12 protein-coding genes are annotated in these 22572 nt (G+C 36.8%); 10 read left to right on the top strand and 2 right to left on the bottom strand.

The window, feature by feature from the left end:
• Positions 1 to 161 precede the first annotated feature (161 nt).
• The gene (locus tag BW942_RS13155; RefSeq protein WP_000535416.1) at positions 162 to 878 is read left to right on the top strand and encodes an MIP/aquaporin family protein; all 717 of its coding nucleotides are present in this window, start codon (positions 162 to 164) and stop codon (positions 876 to 878) included.
• A 1124-nt stretch (positions 879 to 2002) separates the two neighbouring features.
• Positions 2003 to 3196, top strand: a complete 1194-nt coding sequence (locus BW942_RS13145; protein WP_001244294.1) for a M23 family metallopeptidase — start codon at positions 2003 to 2005, stop codon at positions 3194 to 3196.
• Positions 3197 to 3946: 750 nt separating this feature from the next.
• Here the strand turns inward: BW942_RS13145 and BW942_RS13140 are convergent.
• Positions 3947 to 4189, bottom strand: coding sequence for a hypothetical protein (locus BW942_RS13140; protein WP_001052700.1), 243 nt, complete (start codon positions 4187 to 4189; stop codon positions 3947 to 3949).
• Between the two features lie 253 nt (positions 4190 to 4442).
• Between BW942_RS13140 and ppk1 the strand changes: the two genes are divergently transcribed.
• Genes ppk1 through BW942_RS13120 form a run of 4 tightly spaced genes read left to right on the top strand, consistent with a single transcriptional unit; the run spans position 4443 to position 9928 of the window.
• Positions 4443 to 6581, top strand: a complete 2139-nt coding sequence (ppk1, locus tag BW942_RS13135) for a polyphosphate kinase 1 (RefSeq protein ID WP_000045686.1) — start codon at positions 4443 to 4445, stop codon at positions 6579 to 6581.
• 10 nt (positions 6582 to 6591) lie between these two features.
• Positions 6592 to 8016 (top strand): FAD-binding oxidoreductase, encoded by a 1425-nt coding sequence (locus BW942_RS13130; protein ID WP_002086035.1) that lies wholly within the window; start codon positions 6592 to 6594, stop codon positions 8014 to 8016.
• The gene (locus BW942_RS13125; protein WP_000625287.1) at positions 8016 to 9599 is read left to right on the top strand and encodes a bifunctional GNAT family N-acetyltransferase/carbon-nitrogen hydrolase family protein; all 1584 of its coding nucleotides are present in this window, start codon (positions 8016 to 8018) and stop codon (positions 9597 to 9599) included. Before BW942_RS13130 ends, BW942_RS13125 begins: the two co-directional genes overlap by 1 nt.
• The gene (locus tag BW942_RS13120; protein WP_000365826.1) at positions 9581 to 9928 is read left to right on the top strand and encodes a transmembrane 220 family protein; all 348 of its coding nucleotides are present in this window, start codon (positions 9581 to 9583) and stop codon (positions 9926 to 9928) included. The genes BW942_RS13125 and BW942_RS13120 overlap by 19 nt, the downstream gene beginning before the upstream one ends.
• A 1274-nt stretch (positions 9929 to 11202) precedes the next feature.
• Here the strand turns inward: BW942_RS13120 and BW942_RS13115 are convergent.
• The gene (locus tag BW942_RS13115; protein ID WP_000875705.1) at positions 11203 to 13605 is read right to left on the bottom strand and encodes a M4 family metalopeptidase thermolysin; all 2403 of its coding nucleotides are present in this window, start codon (positions 13603 to 13605) and stop codon (positions 11203 to 11205) included.
• Positions 13606 to 15029: 1424 nt separating this feature from the next.
• On the opposite strand from BW942_RS13115, the gene BW942_RS13110 reads away from it, so the two are divergent.
• The 4 genes from BW942_RS13110 (at position 15030) to BW942_RS13085 (ending at position 22002) form a co-directional block, all read left to right on the top strand.
• Positions 15030 to 17495 carry a TonB-dependent receptor family protein gene (locus BW942_RS13110; protein ID WP_001983065.1) on the top strand — a complete coding sequence of 822 codons (2466 nt, stop codon included), beginning with the start codon at positions 15030 to 15032 and terminating at the stop codon, positions 17493 to 17495.
• 430 nt (positions 17496 to 17925) lie between these two features.
• Positions 17926 to 19248 carry an imelysin LruB gene (gene lruB / locus BW942_RS13095; RefSeq protein ID WP_001049563.1) on the top strand — a complete coding sequence of 441 codons (1323 nt, stop codon included), beginning with the start codon at positions 17926 to 17928 and terminating at the stop codon, positions 19246 to 19248.
• Positions 19249 to 19279: 31 nt separating this feature from the next.
• Positions 19280 to 20791 carry a di-heme oxidoreductase family protein gene (locus BW942_RS13090; RefSeq protein ID WP_000695170.1) on the top strand — a complete coding sequence of 504 codons (1512 nt, stop codon included), beginning with the start codon at positions 19280 to 19282 and terminating at the stop codon, positions 20789 to 20791.
• A complete protein-coding gene (locus BW942_RS13085; protein WP_001221057.1) occupies positions 20788 to 22002 on the top strand; it encodes an imelysin family protein in 1215 nt (404 codons plus the stop codon). The genes BW942_RS13090 and BW942_RS13085 overlap by 4 nt, the downstream gene beginning before the upstream one ends.
• Positions 22003 to 22572 lie beyond the last annotated feature (570 nt).

The raw sequence follows: 22572 nt of genomic DNA, 5'->3' as shown, positions 1-22572 counted from the left end.
GTATCAGTTCCTACATTGAAAGTTTTGAGGTAAAGTTCTCGCTCCTTCACAATCTTATAAAATCTTTTAAACAGCCATTTTTAGGTATTTTTGTTGAGTAAAAATAGAATTTCAGAACCTTGTCTGGGTTTTAGTTTCGATCATTAGAGTTAGGGGGAAGGATGGGATCGCCTATTTTAGGAGAATTTTTAGGAACTTTTGTATTGATTCTTTTGGGAAACGGAGTTGTAGCCGGGGTTTTGCTTGAAAAAAGTAAATCCAAAGATGGAGGCTGGATCGTAATTACGGCAGGCTGGGCCTTTGCGGTGATGATCGGAGTTTTTGTTTCCAACGCATTTGGAAGTTTAGACGCACATCTCAATCCCGCCGTGACGCTTGCGTTTGCAATCCAATCCGGAGATTACACTAAATTGATATTTTATATTCCCGCACAAATTGCAGGAGCGTTTTTAGGAGCCGTTTTCAATTACCTGCACTATCTACCGCATTGGAAAGAAACCAAAGATCCGGGAAAAATTCTAGCCGTGTTCTCCACCGAACCAGCAATTTCGCATAACGTTTATAATTTTTTCAGCGAGTTTTTAGGAACCTTTTTACTCATCTTGGGAATCGTTTCTATTTTCTCACCCAAACTACAAGGTTTAAGCGTTCATTTTGGGACTTTTTTAGTAGGAATTCTTGTTTGGAGTATCGGTCTTTCCATGGGAGGAACGACCGGTTATGCAATCAATCCGGCCAGAGATTTAGGACCAAGAATTGCCCATTTTATTTTACCCATAGCAGGAAAAGGAACCTCCAATTGGAAATACGCTTGGTTGCCTGTATTCGCTCCTTTAAGCGGGGCTGCCTGCGCGGGAATATTAATTCGATTTTTATAATATATTAAAGAATAATATTTTAATGTTATATAGAGTCCTCCAAACAATTTTTTGAAAAAGAATATAACTTTTTCAGAATCATTGGAGTTTTTTAAAATTAGATTTATTGAAAAATAGAATTGTTGAAAAATTAATTCTCTATGGGTTTTCGTTATATGGAAACGGCCGATTGAAGCGTTTTGTTAATTGTTGTTATGGAATTTTTCAACAACTCTAATGAATTTACCATTGGTTTCCGCTGTATGAAAACGATTGATTGAAGCAGTTTTGTCAATCTCCACTATGGAATTTTTTAACAACTCTAATTAACGTGAGTTCAGCGTAAGGTGTTTATAAAAACCTGATTTTTCCATAAAAAATGAATGTTTAAAATTTATTATGTGACTTAATCTGTGGGAACTATCACAAATCTATATTTTACAGTAAAACTTTGAGATGTGGGAACTACCACAAAACTTAGGTTTATCTGTAAAATGATGTAGGAACTACAGCAAATCACGATTTTACGAACAAATTCTAAAATTGTAGGAACTATTCTTTTAGAAAAATTTTCTTACACCGAACTCAATGTTAATGAATGCCTTTCGGTTTCCTTTTTATTAACAATTCCTAATAAATAACCCGTAAATTTTTATCATAAAACCTGTTCAAACCTAAATATTGGGACACTTATTATATAATTCTGAGTAATAGAAAATTATGGAATTTTTCAACAACTCTAATGAAAAATAAAATCTTACAAATATAAAGGTACACTACTCAGACACATAAAAATGGTATTCAAAATGAACCATCGATTTTACAAAAATACGGAAGTTCTCAAAAATTACGTCTAATCTGGAATTGTTGGCCGTTTTTAAAGTAGGTTTGTGCCTATTCTAACTTTTGAAACAAACTAATAGTAGTATTTTTTTCATACGTTCGAATAGTAAAAATCAAATGAACTATGGATACTAGTAAAAAACTTATTTTCTAATTTACAGCACATCCGAAAATTTAATTCTTCTTTATCAGAAAGATCAAGCTGCAAGGTTCTGTCCCTGGCGCTGCGATTCATAGTGAGCAGTGCCATTGAGTTACTTTTGAGACAGGTTCTTATATCTTTTAGAAAAAGATGAAACGAGATGCGAAATATCATTTTCATTTTTATTTCATTCACTTCTTATAATCTATCTGCGGATATTCCAGATTTAAAAGGAGAATGCAAACCCAAAGAATGGATCTGTATTCTCACACGAAATGAAAATAATAAAATAGAATTCTACGTTCAAAACCGAACTCCTTCCGGAGAATATCCATTCTCAGTGAACTTCTACTTTACGAGTTTAGAAAATTTTGAATCCGACGTTACTCTTCCTTATCGTTTTATTTCCAGAGGTAGTTCAGAACCGAAAAAGATTCTTACAATCAGTCCGATCGACATTTATAAATCAAGTTCTTACAGTTCTCAAATTTACGTAAGAGCAGGAGACAACAACGCCCCCAAAGAAAATATGATTCCTTATCGTTTACCTTTCGAATCCACTTCCAGAGTTGGACAAGGTTACAAAGGAAAGTTCACCCATGCCGGAACAATTCCCTACGCACTCGATTTCGTTCTTCCGGAAGGAAGTTCTGTTTTAGCGGCAAAGGGTGGTCTTGTAATCGCCAAAGAAGACAAATATCAATCCGGCGGAATCCATCCATCCTTTAAAGATAAAGCAAACTTCATCCAGATTCTTCATAAAGACGGAAGTATAGCAGAATACGCTCATTTAAAATACAAAAGTGTATTTGTTCAGATAGGACAAATCATTCAGACTGGGGACAAAATTGCTCTTTCCGGAAACACAGGTTTTAGCAGCGCCCCTCACTTACACTTTCACGTTTTAAGACCATCGATTGACTTTCAAACCTTAGAATCTTTTCCCACTTCTTTCGAGACCGACGAAGGAGTGTTAGACGAACTCAAAACCGGAACCGTCTATTGGAATCCTTCTAAAGTTCTACCCGCAGGAAAAATTTTCTTTGAAGAAGATCTAAAGATTTGTTCTGATCTAGTTCAAAAAAAACTCTTGGACTGCGAAGAAAAATTGAATCCTCAAAAACGAGCGATTCTCGCGCTCGAAGTAAAAAAACCTGGAAAATATGATTTAAAGGTGGAAGTATGTAATCCAAATTTTGTTTGTAAAAGAATCGATTGGATTCTTCAACCCGAATGGAAGTCTTCGATATTTTACCTCGACTGGAATTTATTTCCAGAACAGATGACCGGCAATTATAGAATTCAAGTGATCAACGATATTGAAATCATCAAGACCTGGGTTGTTGAAAGATAACAAATGAATATAATTTTACTATTACTGATCTCTATAAAGAGTTTGCCTTCAATTCTTAGAATGAATCATTTTTGAATTTTCAATAAAATGTGGTAGTTCCCACAATAATCGCTATACCCTATAATTTATAAGCTTTTTAAAATCCTTTTGTTATTAGAGTTTTTGAAAAATTAATTCGCCATCGATTTCCGTTGTATGGAAACTGTCGATTGAAGTAGTTTTGTTAAACTCCACTATAGAATTTTTCAACAACTCTATTATAGTTTTTGTATGAGTTCCCACATTTTTGTAAAACTAAAACGTACCGCGTCGTGAATTCAGTAAAATGCTCTCTATCATCACCAACCCCACAAGTTGAATAGGATTTTAGAATCAAAATGAACTCAACAGAACGGGCTTTCTATGGATCGCCGTTCTGGGCTCAAAAAGGCATATTTTTCAAGTGTTCCGACAAGAATGAGTCTTTTTACTTGCAAAAAGTATGTTTTTCTGATAAAGAAAACTTTTCCACCTCCTCCCTCACCCAAAAATAGGGAAAACTCAGCACAACGCTTTCCTATGGGTCGCGTTGTGGGGTGGGCTAAGTTTTACAGAGGATTTGTCGTAATTCCGACAGATTTATATTGAGATCCAAATACTTGTAGGTAAGGTGATGGGTCGTTATTTCTTTACTTTGCAAAGAACCTTCACTTCTTTGTGGCTCACTCCTCATGGGTCACAAATCAAATCGTCGTGATCATACTTCAATTTTTACAAAACTTCTATAAAGAAGTCATACATTTTGTTTTGAAGATCACTATCTTTTATAAACTCGTGCTTTTCCAAAAAACTAAAAAATGTGGGAACTACTGCGATTACTTTCGATTTCTGTATTGCAAATACTGATTGGAATCGGAAGTAAAAAATTCCAAAATTGGAGTTCCCACACTCGATCCTATTTTCACGGAAAAATGAACCTTCATAAATAATTCCCAAAATAGAATTCAAGTTCATGAAATAAGAAACAATTCCTAGTTTTCAAACGACCAATCTTTTCAAAAAGTCGGAACTAAGCAATTTTATGCAGAACTTACCACAAAGCTAGGATTCTATGTCTCTTTCCGTCTAATATAAAAGGAAGATGAATCAGTTCATCAAAATATCCATAGAATCATTTGACTCCCGATAAAGCAGGTTTAAACAGGAATAGAAATCCCCCGACAAAACTTGAAACACTTCGGGGCTTTTAAAAATTTTCAGGTATCGAATGTCAAAATCCAAAGTACAAGGCCAAACTCCGGCAATAACAAATCAAAACGAATCTTCCAACGGAAGCCAACCGGAAATTCATTTAAACAACCCAAATATATTTTTTGACCGGGAACTTTCTTGGATCGATTTCAATCGGCGAGTATTGGAAGAAGCTAATGATCCCGAAAATCCACTTTTGGAAAGACTGAAATTCTTAAGTATAACCGAAACCAATTTAGACGAATTTTATATGGTTCGAGTCGCCGGACTTCGTAACCTAGTAAAAGAAGGAAACGACGAAAGAAGTTTAAACGGAGACAGCGCGTCCGAAATTTTATCCGACTTATCAGATAAAGTCAGAGTTTTTGTAAGGGAAGAATATGAAACCTTTGCCAGAACATTAGAAGAATTGAAAGTAGCCGGAATTCATTTGATACTCAATCCAGAAGAACTAACGATAGAAGAAATTAAACAGATTCAAAACTATTATCAGGAAGACGTATCTCCAATTCTTACTCCTCTTGCAATCGACACGGCTCATCCTTTCCCACATATACTTAACAAATCCTTAAACCTTGCGATGGTATTAAGTACAGACGATGAAAAAACCGGAGGAAAAAAAGATTTGTTCGCTGTCGTACAAGTGCCTTCTGTACTTCCAAGATTTTTGCAACTCAAAGGAAAAGGAGAAGAAAGAAGATTTTTTCCATTGGAAGAAATCATCAAACTGCACGTAGACGATCTTTTTTACGGAATGACCGTAAGAGAAATTTATCCGTTTAGAATCATAAGAGACGCAGACATATCCATCGACGAGGAAAAATCCGTCAAAGACCTACTCATTACGATGAAAGACGAACTTAGAAACCGAATCTGGGGAGATGCGGTTCGGATGGATATACACCAAGGCACATCACCTTTTATTAAAAACACCTTGAGAGAACTTTTAGAATTACAAGATAACGAAGTATTCGACGTTGCCTCTATTTTGAATATAAACGACGCAATGTTTTTTTACGGATTGGATCACACTTCTAAACTCAAATATCCTTTTTTCCAACAAAAGACCACTCTTAAGTTCGAAACTCCAGAAAAAATTTTCGAGGCGATCAAAAAGAAAGACAGACTACTTCATCATCCATATCAATCTTTTTCTGCCATTGAAGATCTGTTACGAATTTCTTCCGAAGATCCTAAAGTTTTAGGAATCAAGATGACACTTTATCGTACAAGCGGAGATTCTCCTATCATACAATATTTAGGAGAAGCGGCGGAGAACGGAAAACAAGTAACCGTTCTTGTAGAACTCAAAGCTCGTTTTGACGAAGAAAGAAATATCAAGTGGGCTCAAAAACTTGAAGCGAGAGGAGTTCACGTAGTTTACGGAGTAGTTGGACTAAAAATTCATTGTAAAATGCTTATGATCGTTAGAAAGGAAGATGATCATCTAGTGCGTTATGTGCATCTTGGAACCGGTAATTATAATTCCACCACTTCCAAATACTATACCGATCTCAGTTTTTTTACGGTAAATAAACAGATCACGGAAGACGTAGCTACAATCTTTAACACGATCACTAGTTACGCTAAGATGCCAACTTTAAACCTTTTATCCGCTTCTCCGCATAATCTAAAATCCACCTTCATTTCTTTGATCGACAAAGAAAAAGAAAACGCACTTTCGGGAAAACCGGCAAGGATCATTTTTAAAATGAATTCCCTTGTGGACCCACATATTATACTTTCCTTATATAAGGCAAGCCAAGCCGGAGTAAAAGTAGACCTGATCATCCGGGGAATCTGTTGTCTCAAACCGGGACTAAAAGGGATTTCTGAAAACATTACCGTGTTATCAATCGTCGGAAGATTTTTGGAACATACTAGAATCTATTACTTTCATTCGGGAGGTTTCGAATCTGTTTTTCTTGCGTCTGCGGATTGTATGCCTAGAAATTTTGAAAGAAGAATAGAAGTTCTTTTTCCAATTATAGAAAGTAAAAATAAAGAACGAATCAAAAAGATCTTAGATGTACAATTACGAGACAACGTAAAAGCTCGGTTTTTGCGCCCAGACGGACATTACGTAAAGAAAATATTAGAAAAAGATGAAAAACCCGTAGATTCTCAAATCGAAAGAATGACATTTGCGGAATAAAACTTTAAAAATGAGTATGACTACAAATTTTACAATCAACAAATCCGAACTTAAATCCCTTATTGGACCCGGAAAAATATTTTTCAGAGACGATCCAGAGTTTGACGAAACTACCTTTCTTTCTTTCGGAACGGATAGAACCAAGGTCTACCAACCAGACTTCAATATTCTCGCCTTTCCTACAACAACGGAGGAAGTTGCAAAAATTATAAAATACGCATACGAAAACGAAATTTCAATCGTTCCTTCTGGAGGAAGAACCGGATACGCAGGCGGAGCGATCGCCAAAAACAAGGAATTAGTGCTTTCTCTTTCCAAAATGGACAAGGTTTTAGACTTTGATCCTTTTTTTGGAAGTATCAAAGTACAGGCGGGAATGATCACTAAAAATCTTCACAAAGAAGCGGAAGAAAAAAATTTCTATTTTCCGGTAGATTTTGCATCGACAGGCTCTTCTCAAATCGGAGGAAACATAGCGACTAACGCAGGTGGCGTTAGGGTCGTTCATTACGGATTGATTCGCCAATGGGTTTTAGGACTTACGGTAGTTACCGGAACTGGAGAAATTTTAGAGTTTAACGGAGAAGTTCTCAAAAACAATACCGGATACGATCTTAAACAACTATTTATCGGCTCAGAAGGAACGTTAGGCGTCATTACGGAAGCAACTCTTAAATTGACCACAAAACCTCTGGATAGTCGGGTTTTACTCGTCGCGGTTTCTGATTTCGCATCTATTCTTTCCTTATTTCAAGAAACTCATCTTGTCAAAGTTCCACTACTCGCGTTTGAATTTTTTACGGAATACTGTCTCGGAAAAGTTAAATCTCACCTTGGAATTCCAGATCCGTTTCAATCTCCAAGTCCATATTACGTTTTAATGGAATTTGAAATTGCAGACGAATCCGACGACGAAAAACTATTCGGTTTTTTGGAAACGATTACGGAAAAGGGTCTGATCGTAGACGGAAGCCTAGCACAGAATTCAAGACAATCCGAAACTTTTTGGAAATATAGAGAAGGGATCAGCGAAAGTATTTCTATAGAATATACGGTTCATAAAAATGATATCTCTCTTCCTTTGAGAAACATGGAACCGTTTCTTGTAGACATGAAATCGCTGTTAAACGGAAAATATCCAGGATTCGAAATTGCTCTTTTTGGTCATGTAGGAGACGGGAATCTTCATTTAAACATAATAAAACCGAAAGATCTTTCTAACGAAGATTTTTTTAAAAAATGTAAGGAAGTGGACCCGGATATGTTTCGTTTATTACAAAAATATCATGGATCGATCAGCGCCGAACACGGAATCGGTCTTTTAAAAAAAGACTTTCTCCATTTTTCCAGAACACAAGCTGAAATCATTTTGATGAAAGAAATTAAAAAATCAATGGATCCTAAAAACATCATGAATCCGGGCAAAGTATTCTAATGATTTCCCCGAACGGCTCCAGCGGCAAAAAACCAAGTAAAAGAAAAAAGAAAATACAATCCGAACATAGAATTGTTATGCGAAGTCTCACTTTAGACGACTACGCAGACGTAAAAGAGATCATGGACATCGTCTTCCCGGAGTTTGACGGTGCTTGGAAAAAAAATCAATTCGTTTCTCAGATCACAAAGTTTCCCGAAGGACAAATTTGTATCGAAGACAACGGCAAAGTAGTAGGTGCCGCAATCAGTCAAATCGTCAAGTGGTCTGATTACGGAGACAATCACACTTACGAAGAAATTGTAGGAAAGGGAGATCTTAAAAACCACAACGAAAACGGAGATTCTCTTTACGGAGTAGATATATTCGTTCATCCGGAATACAGAGGTTTGCGTCTCGGTAGAAGATTATACGACGCAAGAAAAGAACTCTGTGAAAAATTAAATTTAGAAAGAATCGTTGTCGGAGCCTGGATGCCCGGATACGAAAACTACGAAGATTCCATGACTCCAGCCCAATATATCGAAAAGGTAAGAGACAAGGAAATTTACGATCCGGTTCTTTCTTTTCAATTAGCAAACGGATTTCACGTTCGCAAACTGAAACGTGGATATTTCGGAAATACGAAAGGTTATAGTTCTTATGCGGTTCTATTAGAATGGTTGAATATATATTATGAAAAAGAAGAAATCACTTTGATCGGAGGACAAAAAACCGTCGTTCGAGTAGGAGTGGTTCAGATGCAGATGCGTCCAGTTGCGGGAATCGAAGAATTGATGCATCAGGTGGAATTTTTCGTAGATACAGTCGCAGGTTACAACGTTGACTTCGTATTATTTCCTGAATTTTTTAATGCGTCTTTGCTTGCAAGATACAACGACAGAAGTCCTTCGGATGCAATGCGAGCACTTTCTAGCCATACCGAAAACATCATCGAAAAAATGGTAGAACTTGCAGTTTCATACAACGTGAATATCATTTCTGGTAGTATGCCTGAATACAGAGACAATACACTTCATAACGTTTCCTATCTATGTAGAAGAGACGGCACCTATGAAGAACAATATAAACTTCATATTACGCCAGACGAAGATTTTTATTGGGGTGTTAAAGGCGGATACAACCTTTCCGTATTTAATACGGACGCCTGTAAAATAGGAATTCTCATCTGCTTTGACGTAGAATTTCCAGAACTTCCCAGATTTTTGGCGGATCAAGGAATGGATATTCTTTTCGTTCCGTTTTATACGGATACTAAAAACGGTTATAATCGAGTCAGACATTGTGCAATGGCAAGAGCCATCGAAAACGAATGTTATGTGGTTATTTCTGGTTCCGTTGGTGCTCTTCCTCACGTGGAAAATATGGACATTCAATATGCTCAGTCTGCAGTTTTCACTCCTTCCGATTTTGCTTTTCCTCACGACTGTGTTGCCGCCGAATCCGTTCCCAATACCGAAATGACTTTGATTGCTGATTTAGATCTGGACCTTTTAAAAGAACTTCGTAAAAAAGGTTCTGTTCGCAATCTTTCCAATCGAAGAAAAGATCTTTACGAACTAAAATGGATTTACGAATCATGAAATTTTTTTCAATCCTAACAATTTTAATCTGGCTTGTGTTTGCGGGACTTCAATGGAACGATCCCGATCCTTGGCTTTGGATTTCAATTTACATGAGTGTTGTTGTACTATATGCAGGTTTCATAATATATCCAACAAAAATGAAAATTTGGTTTCACGTCTCTTGGGTTCTTTCCGTTCTTTTTCTTGCCGGAACAATATTCGCCGCAACGCTGATCCCAAACTTTTCTTTTGACGACGAAGTCACAAGAGAAACTGGAGGCCTGATTTTATCTACGATTTGGTCCGGAATTTTAGGTTATTGGATTTATAAAAAAAATCCAAATTAAGTCGAGCGTGATTTTTGGGAACTCTGCATCTTTGTAAGATTGATCTTTAATTTTGGGAACTATTTCCATACGTCCGAATAGTAAAATTGCAGTATTTATTATATTAGAATTTTTAGTTTAAAGCTTGTCCAAAACCTACCCTTAGAAAAGTGTTTGCTGAGTTACTTCGAGCACCCATTGAAATGAGACGCTGAATTTCCACCAACCCTGTTTGTCTAGTTTTTCGAACGACCGTGAAATTGAGTTTCACAAAAATATGGAAGCCAATACAAAAACTAAACGATATTAGAACTAATCGAAAGTTAGCAAATTACCAAATGCGACCTAAGTTGTAGGAACTACTGCATTCTATTAAAAATTTCTAAAGAATTAAATTATAGCGTAAAATTTCTTTGAGGTTTTAGGACAAACTTAGTAATTTAACGTGAGTTTGATGTAAGAGATTTATTTCACAACAACTTGATCTTTCTGTAAAAAATAAATGTGGGAACTCTCACAATCCATATTTTACCATAAAACTTTGTAATGTGGGAACTACCACCAACAGTTATAATAGAATTGTTGAAAAATTAATTCTCCATCTGTTTCTATTTTATGGAAACGGGCAATTAAAGCAGTTTTGTTAATCGGAACTATGGAATTTTTCAACAACTCTAATGATAAATTAGCTATTTAACGTAAGCAAGGCGCAAGAAAACAAGAAAGAATTTTCTAAAAGTATGAGCTCCTAACAATTTTAGAATTTGTTCGTAAAATCGGGATTTGCGGGAGTTCCCACATTTTAGGAATCGAGATCACAACTTTTTTAGAAAAATGAACCATAGATTCCTTACGTCGAACTTACGTTATTTAAGTAACTTAATTTGTAGAAGCTACTCCCACCAGTTTATATTTTATAGTTAGGCATTAAAAACAGGAACATGTCAATGCTACCACTATTTTTAGTCTTGAAAATTAAACAACTGAGATCAATCATTTTCATAAATGAAATAACTTTTACCCTTAAAAAAAATCCTAGTTTCTATTACGCAGAATTAAATTAATTTTAAATATTATAAAATACTTAAATATAAACATCTCAAAAATGATCAAGAACTACATTTAAAAATAAAATAACTTCGAGATGGTTTTTAGAAAAAGAGAAAGAATTACGAACCGATCGATAATCGATTTTGATTCGATCGGTCCTTTACGAAAACTATTGAAATGATCTTTCTTCTAATTGGAATTAGATTACCAAAATGCCTTTCTCATCTGACTACAATAACCTATTCTTAAAGAACAATAAATGGGCGAATCGTAACCATATAGTCTTCTACTTCTCCTTGGATAAATTTTTCATCCGGACGAGGATATGTCTCTGCACCGGTCGCCGCCTTCATCGAAACGCGCATTCTAGTAGTCCCAGTCAAAGCATCCGCAGGAATTGTGAAAGTTTTTTGAATTATTCCTCCGTTATAAGAAGAAATCGTTCCCTCAGCAACTAGCTCAGTCGAATTAACAGAATTGTTAAACGTTCCGTTCCGATCGAAATCGATCCATACCCTCCATTTATGTGTTCTGGACGGCATATTGATAATCGAATCTCCTCGACTAGACAACCGAATCGTATATGTAAAACCCTTATATATGGTTTGATTTAGATAGGTACTGTCTTTATATCCGCAATCGTTCCCGGAATTTCTTTCCATCTCTGAAAGTTTTACCGAAGTAATATAATAATCCGGCTTCATTCCTGCACCACCGCGTGAACTGGTATTTGCCGGCACTCCTACCGCATCCCAAGCGTCGATTGTACTTTTTACTTCCTGCGAAAACGATCCGTATAAATACTTGGATGCCATGATACTCGCTGATCTTACATCAGGGTACTCAGCGGTAGGCCAGAGATACAATGATGATGAATAGGCTATTTTTTCCGCCTTCTCAATGCTGATACCGGAAGTATTGTATTCACACCAAATATCATTGATTCCTTGTTTTCCATTGGAGAGTATATAGAACCAATGGCTTAAAACGTTACTGTTCCTGTGAACGTCTACATCACTAAAATCCCACAATTCTCCTTTATATGTATTCGGTCCCGGATACTTAACCGTAGTGGATTTTGGATTGGAAGCGGAGCGTATACCACCCGATGGGCGAGTCTCATCACCAAACAACCAAATATTCTTATTCATTGCGTGAATCTTATTTACGTAATGATTTACGACTATATTCCAAATATCCGAAAAACCTTCGTTCAAAGCTCCTGGTCCACGACTATATCCTAATTCGGAAGTATATGCGCTTAGTCCATGTCCAAACTCATGAGATACGAAATCAAGAGAAGTAGTATCATCATATTGAGGATCTATCTGTCCAGGACTTGTATAAACAGTTGCACAAAGACTTTCCGGAGGACAGTAATAATAATAAATCTCCTCGGTTATTGGATCCCAATGAGCATTATTAGCGAAGCCATACGCATGAACGTTACCGATTACCTTGGCGCCGTCTCTGTCATATCCCGAATGATTGTGAACCGTCTTAAAATAATCGTAGGTCTTTTCCGCGCCCCAATGCGCATCCAATACCGCATCATGATTATAGTCGTCATGATATTCGCTCGCAGACCAATAATTATCAGAATCGATCATAGGTATGTTCTGAAGTTGAACGCCTAAAATGCCTAAATCTACAAACTCCCAAGAATAAGTGATAATTCCTTTACCTCTGGAATAATCCTTAAGCTCGTAATGATTTTCTTCTCTTGCTGTCCAGGTTGTGATTGTCTTATATCCGCTAAATCGAGTTTTAGCCGTTGCATTTTTGATACAAGGTGTTGGATCCGGAAAACAAATTCCTAAATCCGTGGGCGGTGGCAGTGGCGTAGTACCTCCCCCGCCATCACCAGGCTGAGTTTCAAAGCGTCTGGCATCTCTGCTCGCCAGAATCTCTCCAGAACGAGCGTCCACATAAACGTATTTTGAACTCGGCGGTTCTAAAGAAGAAATTCCGAACTTATACGTTAGACGATATTCATTTTTAAGATTTGATTCAGCTCGATTGTATACGATCAATTCTCCTTTAGGAAAGTAAGTCGCCTTCGAATCTCCTTTAATGGAACGAAGTCTATCTTCTCTTTCAGGCGATTCCCAAAGATATTTTTTTGCACCAAAATGAACTAACGCCTTTGATAAGGCGTCTTCTTTAGATAAGTTCGGAGTTATGTTTAAATCTTGTTCGATCCCAGAAAAATCACCTCCCATAAACTCGATTCGATTATCTTTGGATACTACGGTGTAGATTTTATTTTCGACCTTTATACCTTTATAATATTGTTGAAAACGATCCAAAACCTGTCCGTTAGATTCGTTTGAACGTACAAGTTTAGGTGTATATTCGGTAGGAATTTGTAGATACGTTTTCAAAACCTCCGAAGCTTGACTTCTACTGTATGGAACAAGGTCTGAATTGAATCGGACAAAGTTTATAGTACCATTTGAAGAAAGTTGACTTTCCATGACTGCCTTTGGATCCATCGGAACCGAATTTAACATTCCCAACCAATACTCTACGCCGAACGTTGATCCACCGCCATCTTTACAACCTTGTAGAAAAAAATTTAGAAAAACCACTAAATAAAGAAAAAATATTTTCACTTTCTCAAATCCAAACTTTTGTTTATATTTCATTTGATATTCCTCCTATATTTTCAGAATTGGGTTGGTTCCGTTTTTACCCAGTTACAACACAATTCTAGAATATTTAAAATTATTAAATTATAACACTTGTATGTTTTTGTTTTGATTAAGTTTTTAGATTGAGAATAAAAAATTTTGAATTTGAAATTTTAAGGACCGAATTTTCGGTTTGAAACCTATTTACGATCATTTTATGCGATTTAGAATATTTAGTTGTTAAAAATCTTATCTGAATTGGTCCTATTACTGATCTTTATAAAATTACTACTCGGACGCATGAATAGAATACTTGTATTAGATTGTTTCAAAAATTTGAATATTTTGATCTTGCTTTAAAATGCCGTAAATCCCGAATTTGCGGTATTTCTTAAGTACCCCTAGTTTTTCGTAAATTAGGCCGTTAATAATTTGGTACTATTTTCATGCGTCCGAGTAGTAAGTACCGTAAATTTTACTGCAAAGTCTTGTTTTAGTACAAAATACTGAGCACTGTGTTATCTGGTTTTGAGTAGGTACAATAAAAAACAACCCTTAAGAAACAAAATTTTTACACCTAATCGACATTAAATGTTCCTATATTTTAAAAATAAATTTTTTCCCAATTAAGATTTAAATTTTACAGTTAGACACAATCGTGTGGGAACTCCTTCTGCGAATTTATATTTTACAGTTAGATTCTAAAAATCGGGGGCATGTCATCACCACTCTTTTCAGTCTTGAAAAACTAAAAATAAAGTGAGTTTAGTATAAAAAATTCGATTCGTTTTATAAAAACCTGATTTTTCCATAAAAAAATAAATAGGAAACTCCCCAACTCAAATCATAAAAAGTGAATATTTAAAAATTTATTATACGACTAAATCTATGGGAACTCTCGCAAATTGTAGATTTACTAGTTAAACTTTGAAAATTGTGGGAACTACTATGAAATATAAAAAGAATCATTGTCCAATCAGATTTTTTGCACAAAACAGCTGTTTTGCGGCCATCATCAAAATTTAAATTCCATTTTAATGTTTAACGTGAGTTCTGGTTGAGAAAAATTTTCTAAAGATAAGAGTTCCTACAATTTTAGAATTTGTTCGTAAAATCTTGATTTGCTGTAGTTCCCACATCATTTTATAGACAAACCTAAGTTTGCGTGAGTTCCCGCAATTGAATACGACAGTTTCAATTGATATAGATTTTTATTTTATAAATCGTGGTAGTTCCCACATCTAATTTTACTTTGGAGAAAAACGAACTTTCACAAACCAATCTTATTCGGTCTATATAACAGAAAAACTTTCCTTTCATTCTCTAAATCTGATTTTTTAGAATTTTTCTCTCAAAAAGAAACAATTTCAAATCATTCTCCCTTGACTCTAAAGACCACCAACAAATATTGAGAATCATTTTCAAAATTGAAACTCAAAATGAAACATAGATCCGCTTTGCCTCTTTGTATTTTTCTATTTCTTCTTTTTTCTTGGGAAGTTCCAGCACAATCAGAAGAAACAAACAAACCAATCCTTTCTGAAACTTCTTCCAACGGAGAAGAAACCGAAAAAGAAAAATGGAATCAAGGAACCATTTCAGTAATAGGAAAACGAAAAACAGACCTTAAAAGAATTCCTGGGTCTGCCACAGTCATTGAAAAGGAATTTTTGGAACAGACCAAACCTGTAGACTCAATGGAGGTTTTAAGAAGAATTCCAGGCGCCTCAATCCGTTACCAAGATACTGGTTTAATTTTAAACCTTGGATTTAGAGGAGTAAATAACGACCTCGGAAGAAAAGTACTCATTTTAGAAGATGGAGTTTTCACTTCTCTGAACCCCTACTCCGCACCAGAACAATACTACACACCTAACATAGATCGTATGGAGAGAATAGAAGTAGTCAAAGGTTCAGGGGCAATTCTTTTTGGGCCTTCTACAATCGGAGGAGTAGTAAACTTCATCACAAAACGTCCACCCAAAGATCCTATGCTTTCCGTTTCCGTTCAAGGAGGATCTTACGGTTTTTTTTCTTCTCAAGTTTCTTACGGCGGAACTTTCGGAAATACAGGAATCGACATTTCAATTCTTAGAAAACAAGGAGATGGATTTAGAGAACATCAAAGTTTTCGAATTCACGAATTTTCATTTAAGTCCGTCACCGATTTAAACGACAAACATACTCTTACTTCTAAATTTCTTGCAACCGCACAAGACGCAAATATGACTTATTTAGGTCTTACCACGGCTCAATTTTGGAACCATTCTTCTTCTAATTTTGCGGAACAGGATAACCGAAAATTAGAAAGATACTCGGGTGATATAGGTCACGAATGGAAACTTACAGATCATTCTAAACTCGTAACCAAAGTTTACTCCGCTTATACAGAAAGAAATTGGGCAAGACAAAATTACCTTAGAAACACAGGTTCCAACTTTAATACAATTCCGTCTAACGTAATTAAATCGTACGATACAGAACCTTTTGTAAATCGTCCAGGTGATACGGTTTATATGTTAGATAGTGTGGGTCATAGAAATCGTTCTTATCGTTTTGTAGGAGCGGAATCTCGCTATCAACAAGACTATCAATTTTTAGGAATTAAAAACCAACTAGATGCTGGACTTCGTTATCACTACGAAACCGCAGACATCAAATATCTGGACGGGCCACCTACTCCCGATTATGCGATCTTTGGTAACGGTTTTAACAATCCACCTACCGGAGTTGCTTCCTCTGAATATTCTCTTGCAAAATCAGGAAACGTAAGAGATCACGAAGTCAATAATACCAAGTCACTTGCAGGTTTTGCTCAGAACAGTTTTCAATTCCAGAATAGGTTTTCCGTAATTCCAGGAATTCGTTACGAAATGTTTACACAAAATAGAACGATCCTCCGTCAACAAACCATTGACCCAGTGACCAATCAACCAGATCCAAACTCTCCTTCTCAAGAAGTGGACAAAGGAAGTAAACATACCTATCACGTAGTAATTCCAGGACTTGGTCTTACATACGATATTCGTAAAAACGCAAACTGGTTCAAAGATTTGACTTGGTTTGCAGGAGCTCACAAAGGTTTTTCTCCACCTAGATACCAAGACGCATTGAATAATTCAGGAATCGTAAATCGAATCGACCCGGAATATTCCTATAATTACGAAACCGGTTTTAGAGGAGATATTACAAAATACTTAAATGCTCAGATTACTTACTTTAACCTAAACTATATCAATCAGATCATCATCACTTCTTCTACTTCCGGTAACGATTCCGCTTCTTCAGCTAAAAACGGTGGCAGAACTTACAGTAGAGGTGTGGAAACTAACGTTACTTTCGATCCGGCCCAATTGTTCGACTCTTCTTTTAAACTTCCAATCGATCTGATTTACACAAGAGCAGACGCGAGAATGAACCAGTATTCCATAGACACTTCTAAAATTACAGCGGATCAATCTCTTCTCGATTTTGTAGTTACTCAAAAAGATAAAAACGGAAATTACGTTCCGTATGTCTCTAAAGACACTGCAACTTTAGCAATTGGTTTTATTCATCCAAAAGGTTTTTATGCAAGAGTAGAATATCAATATTTTTCCTCCCAGTATCATGACGACTCAAATACCAGAACCGTTTATTGGGCAGATTCCATCACCGATCCTCTTGGTAAAAAAGTATTACAATATTTGAATATTACTTCTAATAGTTCCGGCGAAACCGGCGTAATCCCCGCATACGAACTGATCAATTGTTCCTTAGGATACAAGGATCCTATCAAACGTTGGAGCCTTTTTATAACAGGTAAAAACTTGGCGGACGTTCGTTACATTTCAGGTCGTCTTCCGGAAGGAATTCAAGTCGGTCCATTCCGCCAAATCAACGTAGGTGCCACGTTTGAACTTTAATCTTTGTTTTAATAGATTCCGTCTTTTAAAATTTAGAAAATCAAACTTTTAGTTTTGTGAATTGTTTTAGGCACACGTTATGCGTATTTTTGATGATTTAAAACGTAATTTTATTGTAAACGTTTTTGAGAAGAGTTTTTTACTTTTGTTCCAGAGAACCTCTACAAAAATGAATTTTAAATTTGAGGATAACCGCAAAACAACGATTTGGTGCAAAAATTTTTTGTGACATCTGTAACAACTCACTTTGATTGGAAAAATTTTTGTATGAGTTCCCACAAATCCACCCTGATGAATTATTTTGAGTTGACAGGAAATCTGATATTGAGAATTAGTATCAATATCATAACAACCAGTTCATCGAAAATTCCCCGGTTGCGGGCAACGGCCCTCTTCCGGGATCTTTTTTGAAAACTTTCAGGAAATTTGAATGAATCTAAAAAAAATCACACACTATCTTCTACTTTGGATCGTTGTATCGTTTCTTTTCTCAAATTGTAAATCAGAAGCAAACAACGACTCAGAACGTTTAGCCTTATTGATGACTTTATTCCAACCCACTGCGACAAGAGCTCAAGTCGTAGATCGTTATCTTCAACTCGGCTACGAATCCTACGATCAGAGTTATAAAGACGCAGTCGCTTTTCAGACCGCAGTTACAGCCTTTGCCGCCAATAACAACCCGACCGCAGCGGATCATATCAATCTTAAAAATTTATACGTAGTAGCAAGAGCTTCTTATTTAACTACGGAAGCATTTCGTTTTTCATCTGGACCGATAGACAACGTAGACATTTTAGGTTGCGGAAGTAATGCGGATGGTTCCGGAGACGAAGAATGCGAAGGACTGATCAACGGATGGCCGTTAGACGAAAGTGCGATTGATAATTATATTAATAACAATGCTGCACAACAACCAACCTACGCAGCCATCTTAGCTGCAAACGGAGATGCAGGTGCAAATAACGCAGTTGATCAAGACGATGAGACAGCGCTTACAGTCGGTTGGCACGCCATCGAATATATACTCTGGGGTCAGGATCTATTTAACGGAGGAATCAATCAAATTTCAGGACAACGTAATATAGCTGATCTTACAGGAGCTTCTCCAGGAACAGTTGGAGGCAGAAGAAGAACTTATATGAAAGCAGTTACGGACGGACTGGTTCTTCAGCTAAAATTGATTCGAGATCAATTTGAAGACGGTGCCAGATATTCGGATGGACTTAAATCCAATCCTGACGCAGCGGTCACTTATATCTTTCAAGGACTTGGTAAATTCATCGCTGGCGAATGGGGAGGAGAAAGACTTACCGGAACTTTTGGTGGACAACAAGAAGAAGAACATTCTTGTTTTAGCGATACTACAAAAGCTGACTTCTATTACAACGCACAAAGTGTGTTGAACATTTGGAACGGATCTTACGAATTGAAAAAAGGAACCGTAACTTCCACGGGTCCGGGTTTAAAAAATCTTTTTGGTACTTTTAACGTTCCTGGAATCGGTTTTCAAGCGACTGCAGCCAGAGACACATTCTGTATCAATCTTTCGGAACAAACCGCAGATCCAAATTATACTACCTCTTGTAAACCAGGTTCTTTGACCGGAAGATACGATCAAATTATCAGAAACACGGATAACGAATATCAAATCCTTTTTGACGTGCAAAAGTTTATTGGAGACAAAATGAAAAAGACGATCACCGATGCCGCAAAAACTATAGGAATTTCTATCACGGACTTTTCAATTTAAGTTAAAAAATAAAATATGAATATGAGAAAAAATGAAAATTAAAAGATCTTCAACGCGGGGAATATTGATTCCCCGCAAAATTTCAGTATATTCTAAAATTCAAATAGGATTTCTAATCGGAATCCTATTCTGTTTATTGACTCAGTGTAACCTCAAAATTTTTGACCATAAAAAAAACAACAACCAAGAACTGGCGATCCTGTTGTTACTACTCGCCTATATGGATCCGGGAGAACAATACTCCGGAGGTTACACTACTACCTTTGATACCACGGTAAATGCTTTCGACCTCGCCGCCTCAAATTTGAGAGAAGGTGGAAACATAGAATTTCAAGGCGGAAATTCATTTTTCAATCGTACCTGGGTTCAAGGAGGTAATTCCGCTTCCGACGGACTGGGGCCGGTTTTTAACAGTACCGCCTGTAACGGTTGTCACGTAAAAGACGGGAGAGGAACTCCCCCACCGGATGGAAGTAACGTTTTTTCTACCATGTTGATTCGAGTCAGCAAAGATGGAAAAGACCCGACTACGGGTGGTCCGGTTGGACTCGACAATTACGGACTTCAGATCAATAACCGAGGAATCCCGGGAGTTCAAGCTGAGGCGACTACTACCGTAAACTTTGCGGAAGAACCTGGAAGTTTTCCAGATGGAGAAACCTATTCTCTGAGAAGACCTACATTCACAATTTCAAATTGGAATTTCGGAGCGCCCGCGCTTGTACATCAATCTCCTCGAACGTCTCCCATGATTCCGGGACTCGGACTTTTAGAAGCGATTCCGGAATCTACGATCCTTTCTTTTGCTGATGAAAACGATTCAGACGGAGATGGAATATCAGGAAAACCGAATCTAGTTTGGGATGCAAAATTACAAAAGAAAGTTTTAGGTAGATTTGGTTGGAAGGCAAACGAACCCACTTTATTCCAACAAAACCAAGGTGCATTTTTAGGAGATATAGGAATTACAAGTCCTCTGTTTCCTAATCAAAACTGTGTCGGTGCACAAGCCGCCTGTTTTGCCGCTCCCGCCGGTAATAATGGAAATCCAGAAGGAACTGAAATTTCCAATAGAACCGCAGAGTTAGTAACCTTTTACACCAAACTCTTAGGAGTTCCAGGTAGAAGAAACTGGACTCAACCAGACGTAGTTAGAGGGAAAGAAATTTTTTCCCAAATCGGTTGTAACGCTTGTCACAAACCTCATATCTTTACCGGATATTCGGAAGGGTTTCCTGAAATTTCGTTTCAACATATCAAACCGTATACGGATCTTTTATTACACGACATGGGACCCGATCTTGCAGACAATAGAGAAGATTTTGAAGCTTCGGGAACAGAATGGAGAACTCCTCCTCTCTGGGGAACGGGCCTTATACAAAAGGTCAACGGCCACAATCATCTTCTTCACGACGGACGCGCGAGAGGCCATAAAGAAGCGATTCTTTGGCACGGAGGTGAGGCTTTGACGTCCAGAAATAAGTTCGTAAACCTTCCAAAAGACGATAGAGATAAGTTGATTTTATTTCTGGAATCTTTATGAGAATTTTAGAATTTACGAATATGTCTTTTAGAAAGGCCTGGTTCCTCAAAAGGATTACAGTTTTTTTTCTGAGTCTTGCCGTCTTATTACCGGGCATACGATGTCAAGACTTGGGGAAAATTACAGGAACCGAAATTTTACTAGTCGCATTATTTGCAAATGCAAGTACAGGAGAATTTTTGAATTATACCGCCAATCAAGTCGCGATTCCTCAATTCAAACGTCTTCTATCTGCAACGGACGAATTAAAAACGAGCGCCTCTGCCTATCAAGCCAATCAAAACGATAACACTCTCTCAGATCTTCAATCCAAATGGCTGGTCGCGAGAAAACTTTTTAAACAATCGGAAATTTTCTATATCAACCGGTCTTATTTTCCTTCTAATTATTTTCATAGATTGGATGGTTATATTTTAAATGAGAATAGTCGTCCCACACCAAACGATTTAACCGTAGCCGCGGCCACCAATCCGAGCATAAGTACTGTAGATTCTTACCCTCTGACAAGAAAAGGTTTTGCCGCTTTAGAATATTTTATTTTCGACGATGGGAATGGAGTACATACGTTAGCCGCAATCAACGTTGCAAATGGAAACGCTGGAAGAAGGGCTTATATAGTTTCACTTGCAAACGTAATTCAACTGGACGCGCAAAGACTTTTAAATTCCTGGAGTCCTTCTTCTGGAAATTTTGCGGAAGAATTAGCATCCGGTCAAGGTTCTTTCGGTGGTATCAAGGATGCGATCGATTCGTTTATTAACGGTTTGGTCCAATTAGAATATACAAATCAAGACGTACGAGTAGGAGTTCCAGCAGGCCTCACGGTTTCAGGAACAACTCAATATCCTACGAAACTGGAATCCGTCTACAGTAATACAGCGTATCAAGATTTGTTATCTTCTTTAGAAGGTTTGGAACTAGTTTATTTTGGTAATCCAGGAGATCGCGAAGCAAAATCTCTCAGTTATTTAGTTCAGTTTCAAAATAGTGCGTTAGACGCTCGTGTAAAAACTAAAATTTCCACTTTAAAATCACTCATTCAAGGAAGAATCGACGCATCAGCAACTCTAAAATCCGATCTCGTTACAAATCTTAGCTTTGTCAATACAGAAATTTATTCAAGGTTTAGAGAACTTAGAATCATCTTTGCTACCGAAATCATCGGCATCTTAGGCGCCAATGCTCTTCCTTCTAATTCGGATGGTGACTAAAAAAATCATATTTTAAAATCGTCCGAACTTCTATCGTTAGGTTATAATTTCTTTTTATACTCGGAAATAGATTAGTTTAAAAACTTTAGAATGTAAAAGCTTTTGCTTTTAAAGGTAAGAGCTCCTACATTTTATTTTTTATGAAAAACTCGGTTTCTTATATCAAACTTATAACTGCAAGAAACCTCTATAAATGAATTTTAAATTTACTACTCGGACGCATGAAGATAGTACCAAGTTATTAACAGCCGAATTTGCGAAAAAAATAGCGATACTTAAAAATGATGCAAATTCGGGATTTACGACATTTTAGAGCAGAACCCAAACATTCAAATTTCTGAAACAATCTAACCAAGTATTCTATTTATACGCCCGAGTAATAAGAATACGTGAGTTCGTTATAAACAATATGAAAGGAATCGATTCTAGGAAACTCAAGCCATCGTTCTCTCAATTAAAGCGTCTCATTTCTTGAACTCAATACATCGCTTCCTGAATGCAGACCTTTAGAGAAGTATTCGCTAAGTTTTACGGGTTGCGTTTAGAACTTAAGACGAAATAGTATATTAT

Source organism: Leptospira interrogans (assembly GCF_900156205.1).
In the GTDB taxonomy this organism is placed as follows: domain Bacteria; phylum Spirochaetota; class Leptospiria; order Leptospirales; family Leptospiraceae; genus Leptospira; species Leptospira interrogans.
Note: the sequence above shows the minus strand (reverse complement) of the source record. Positions and strands in the feature narration are given on the sequence as shown.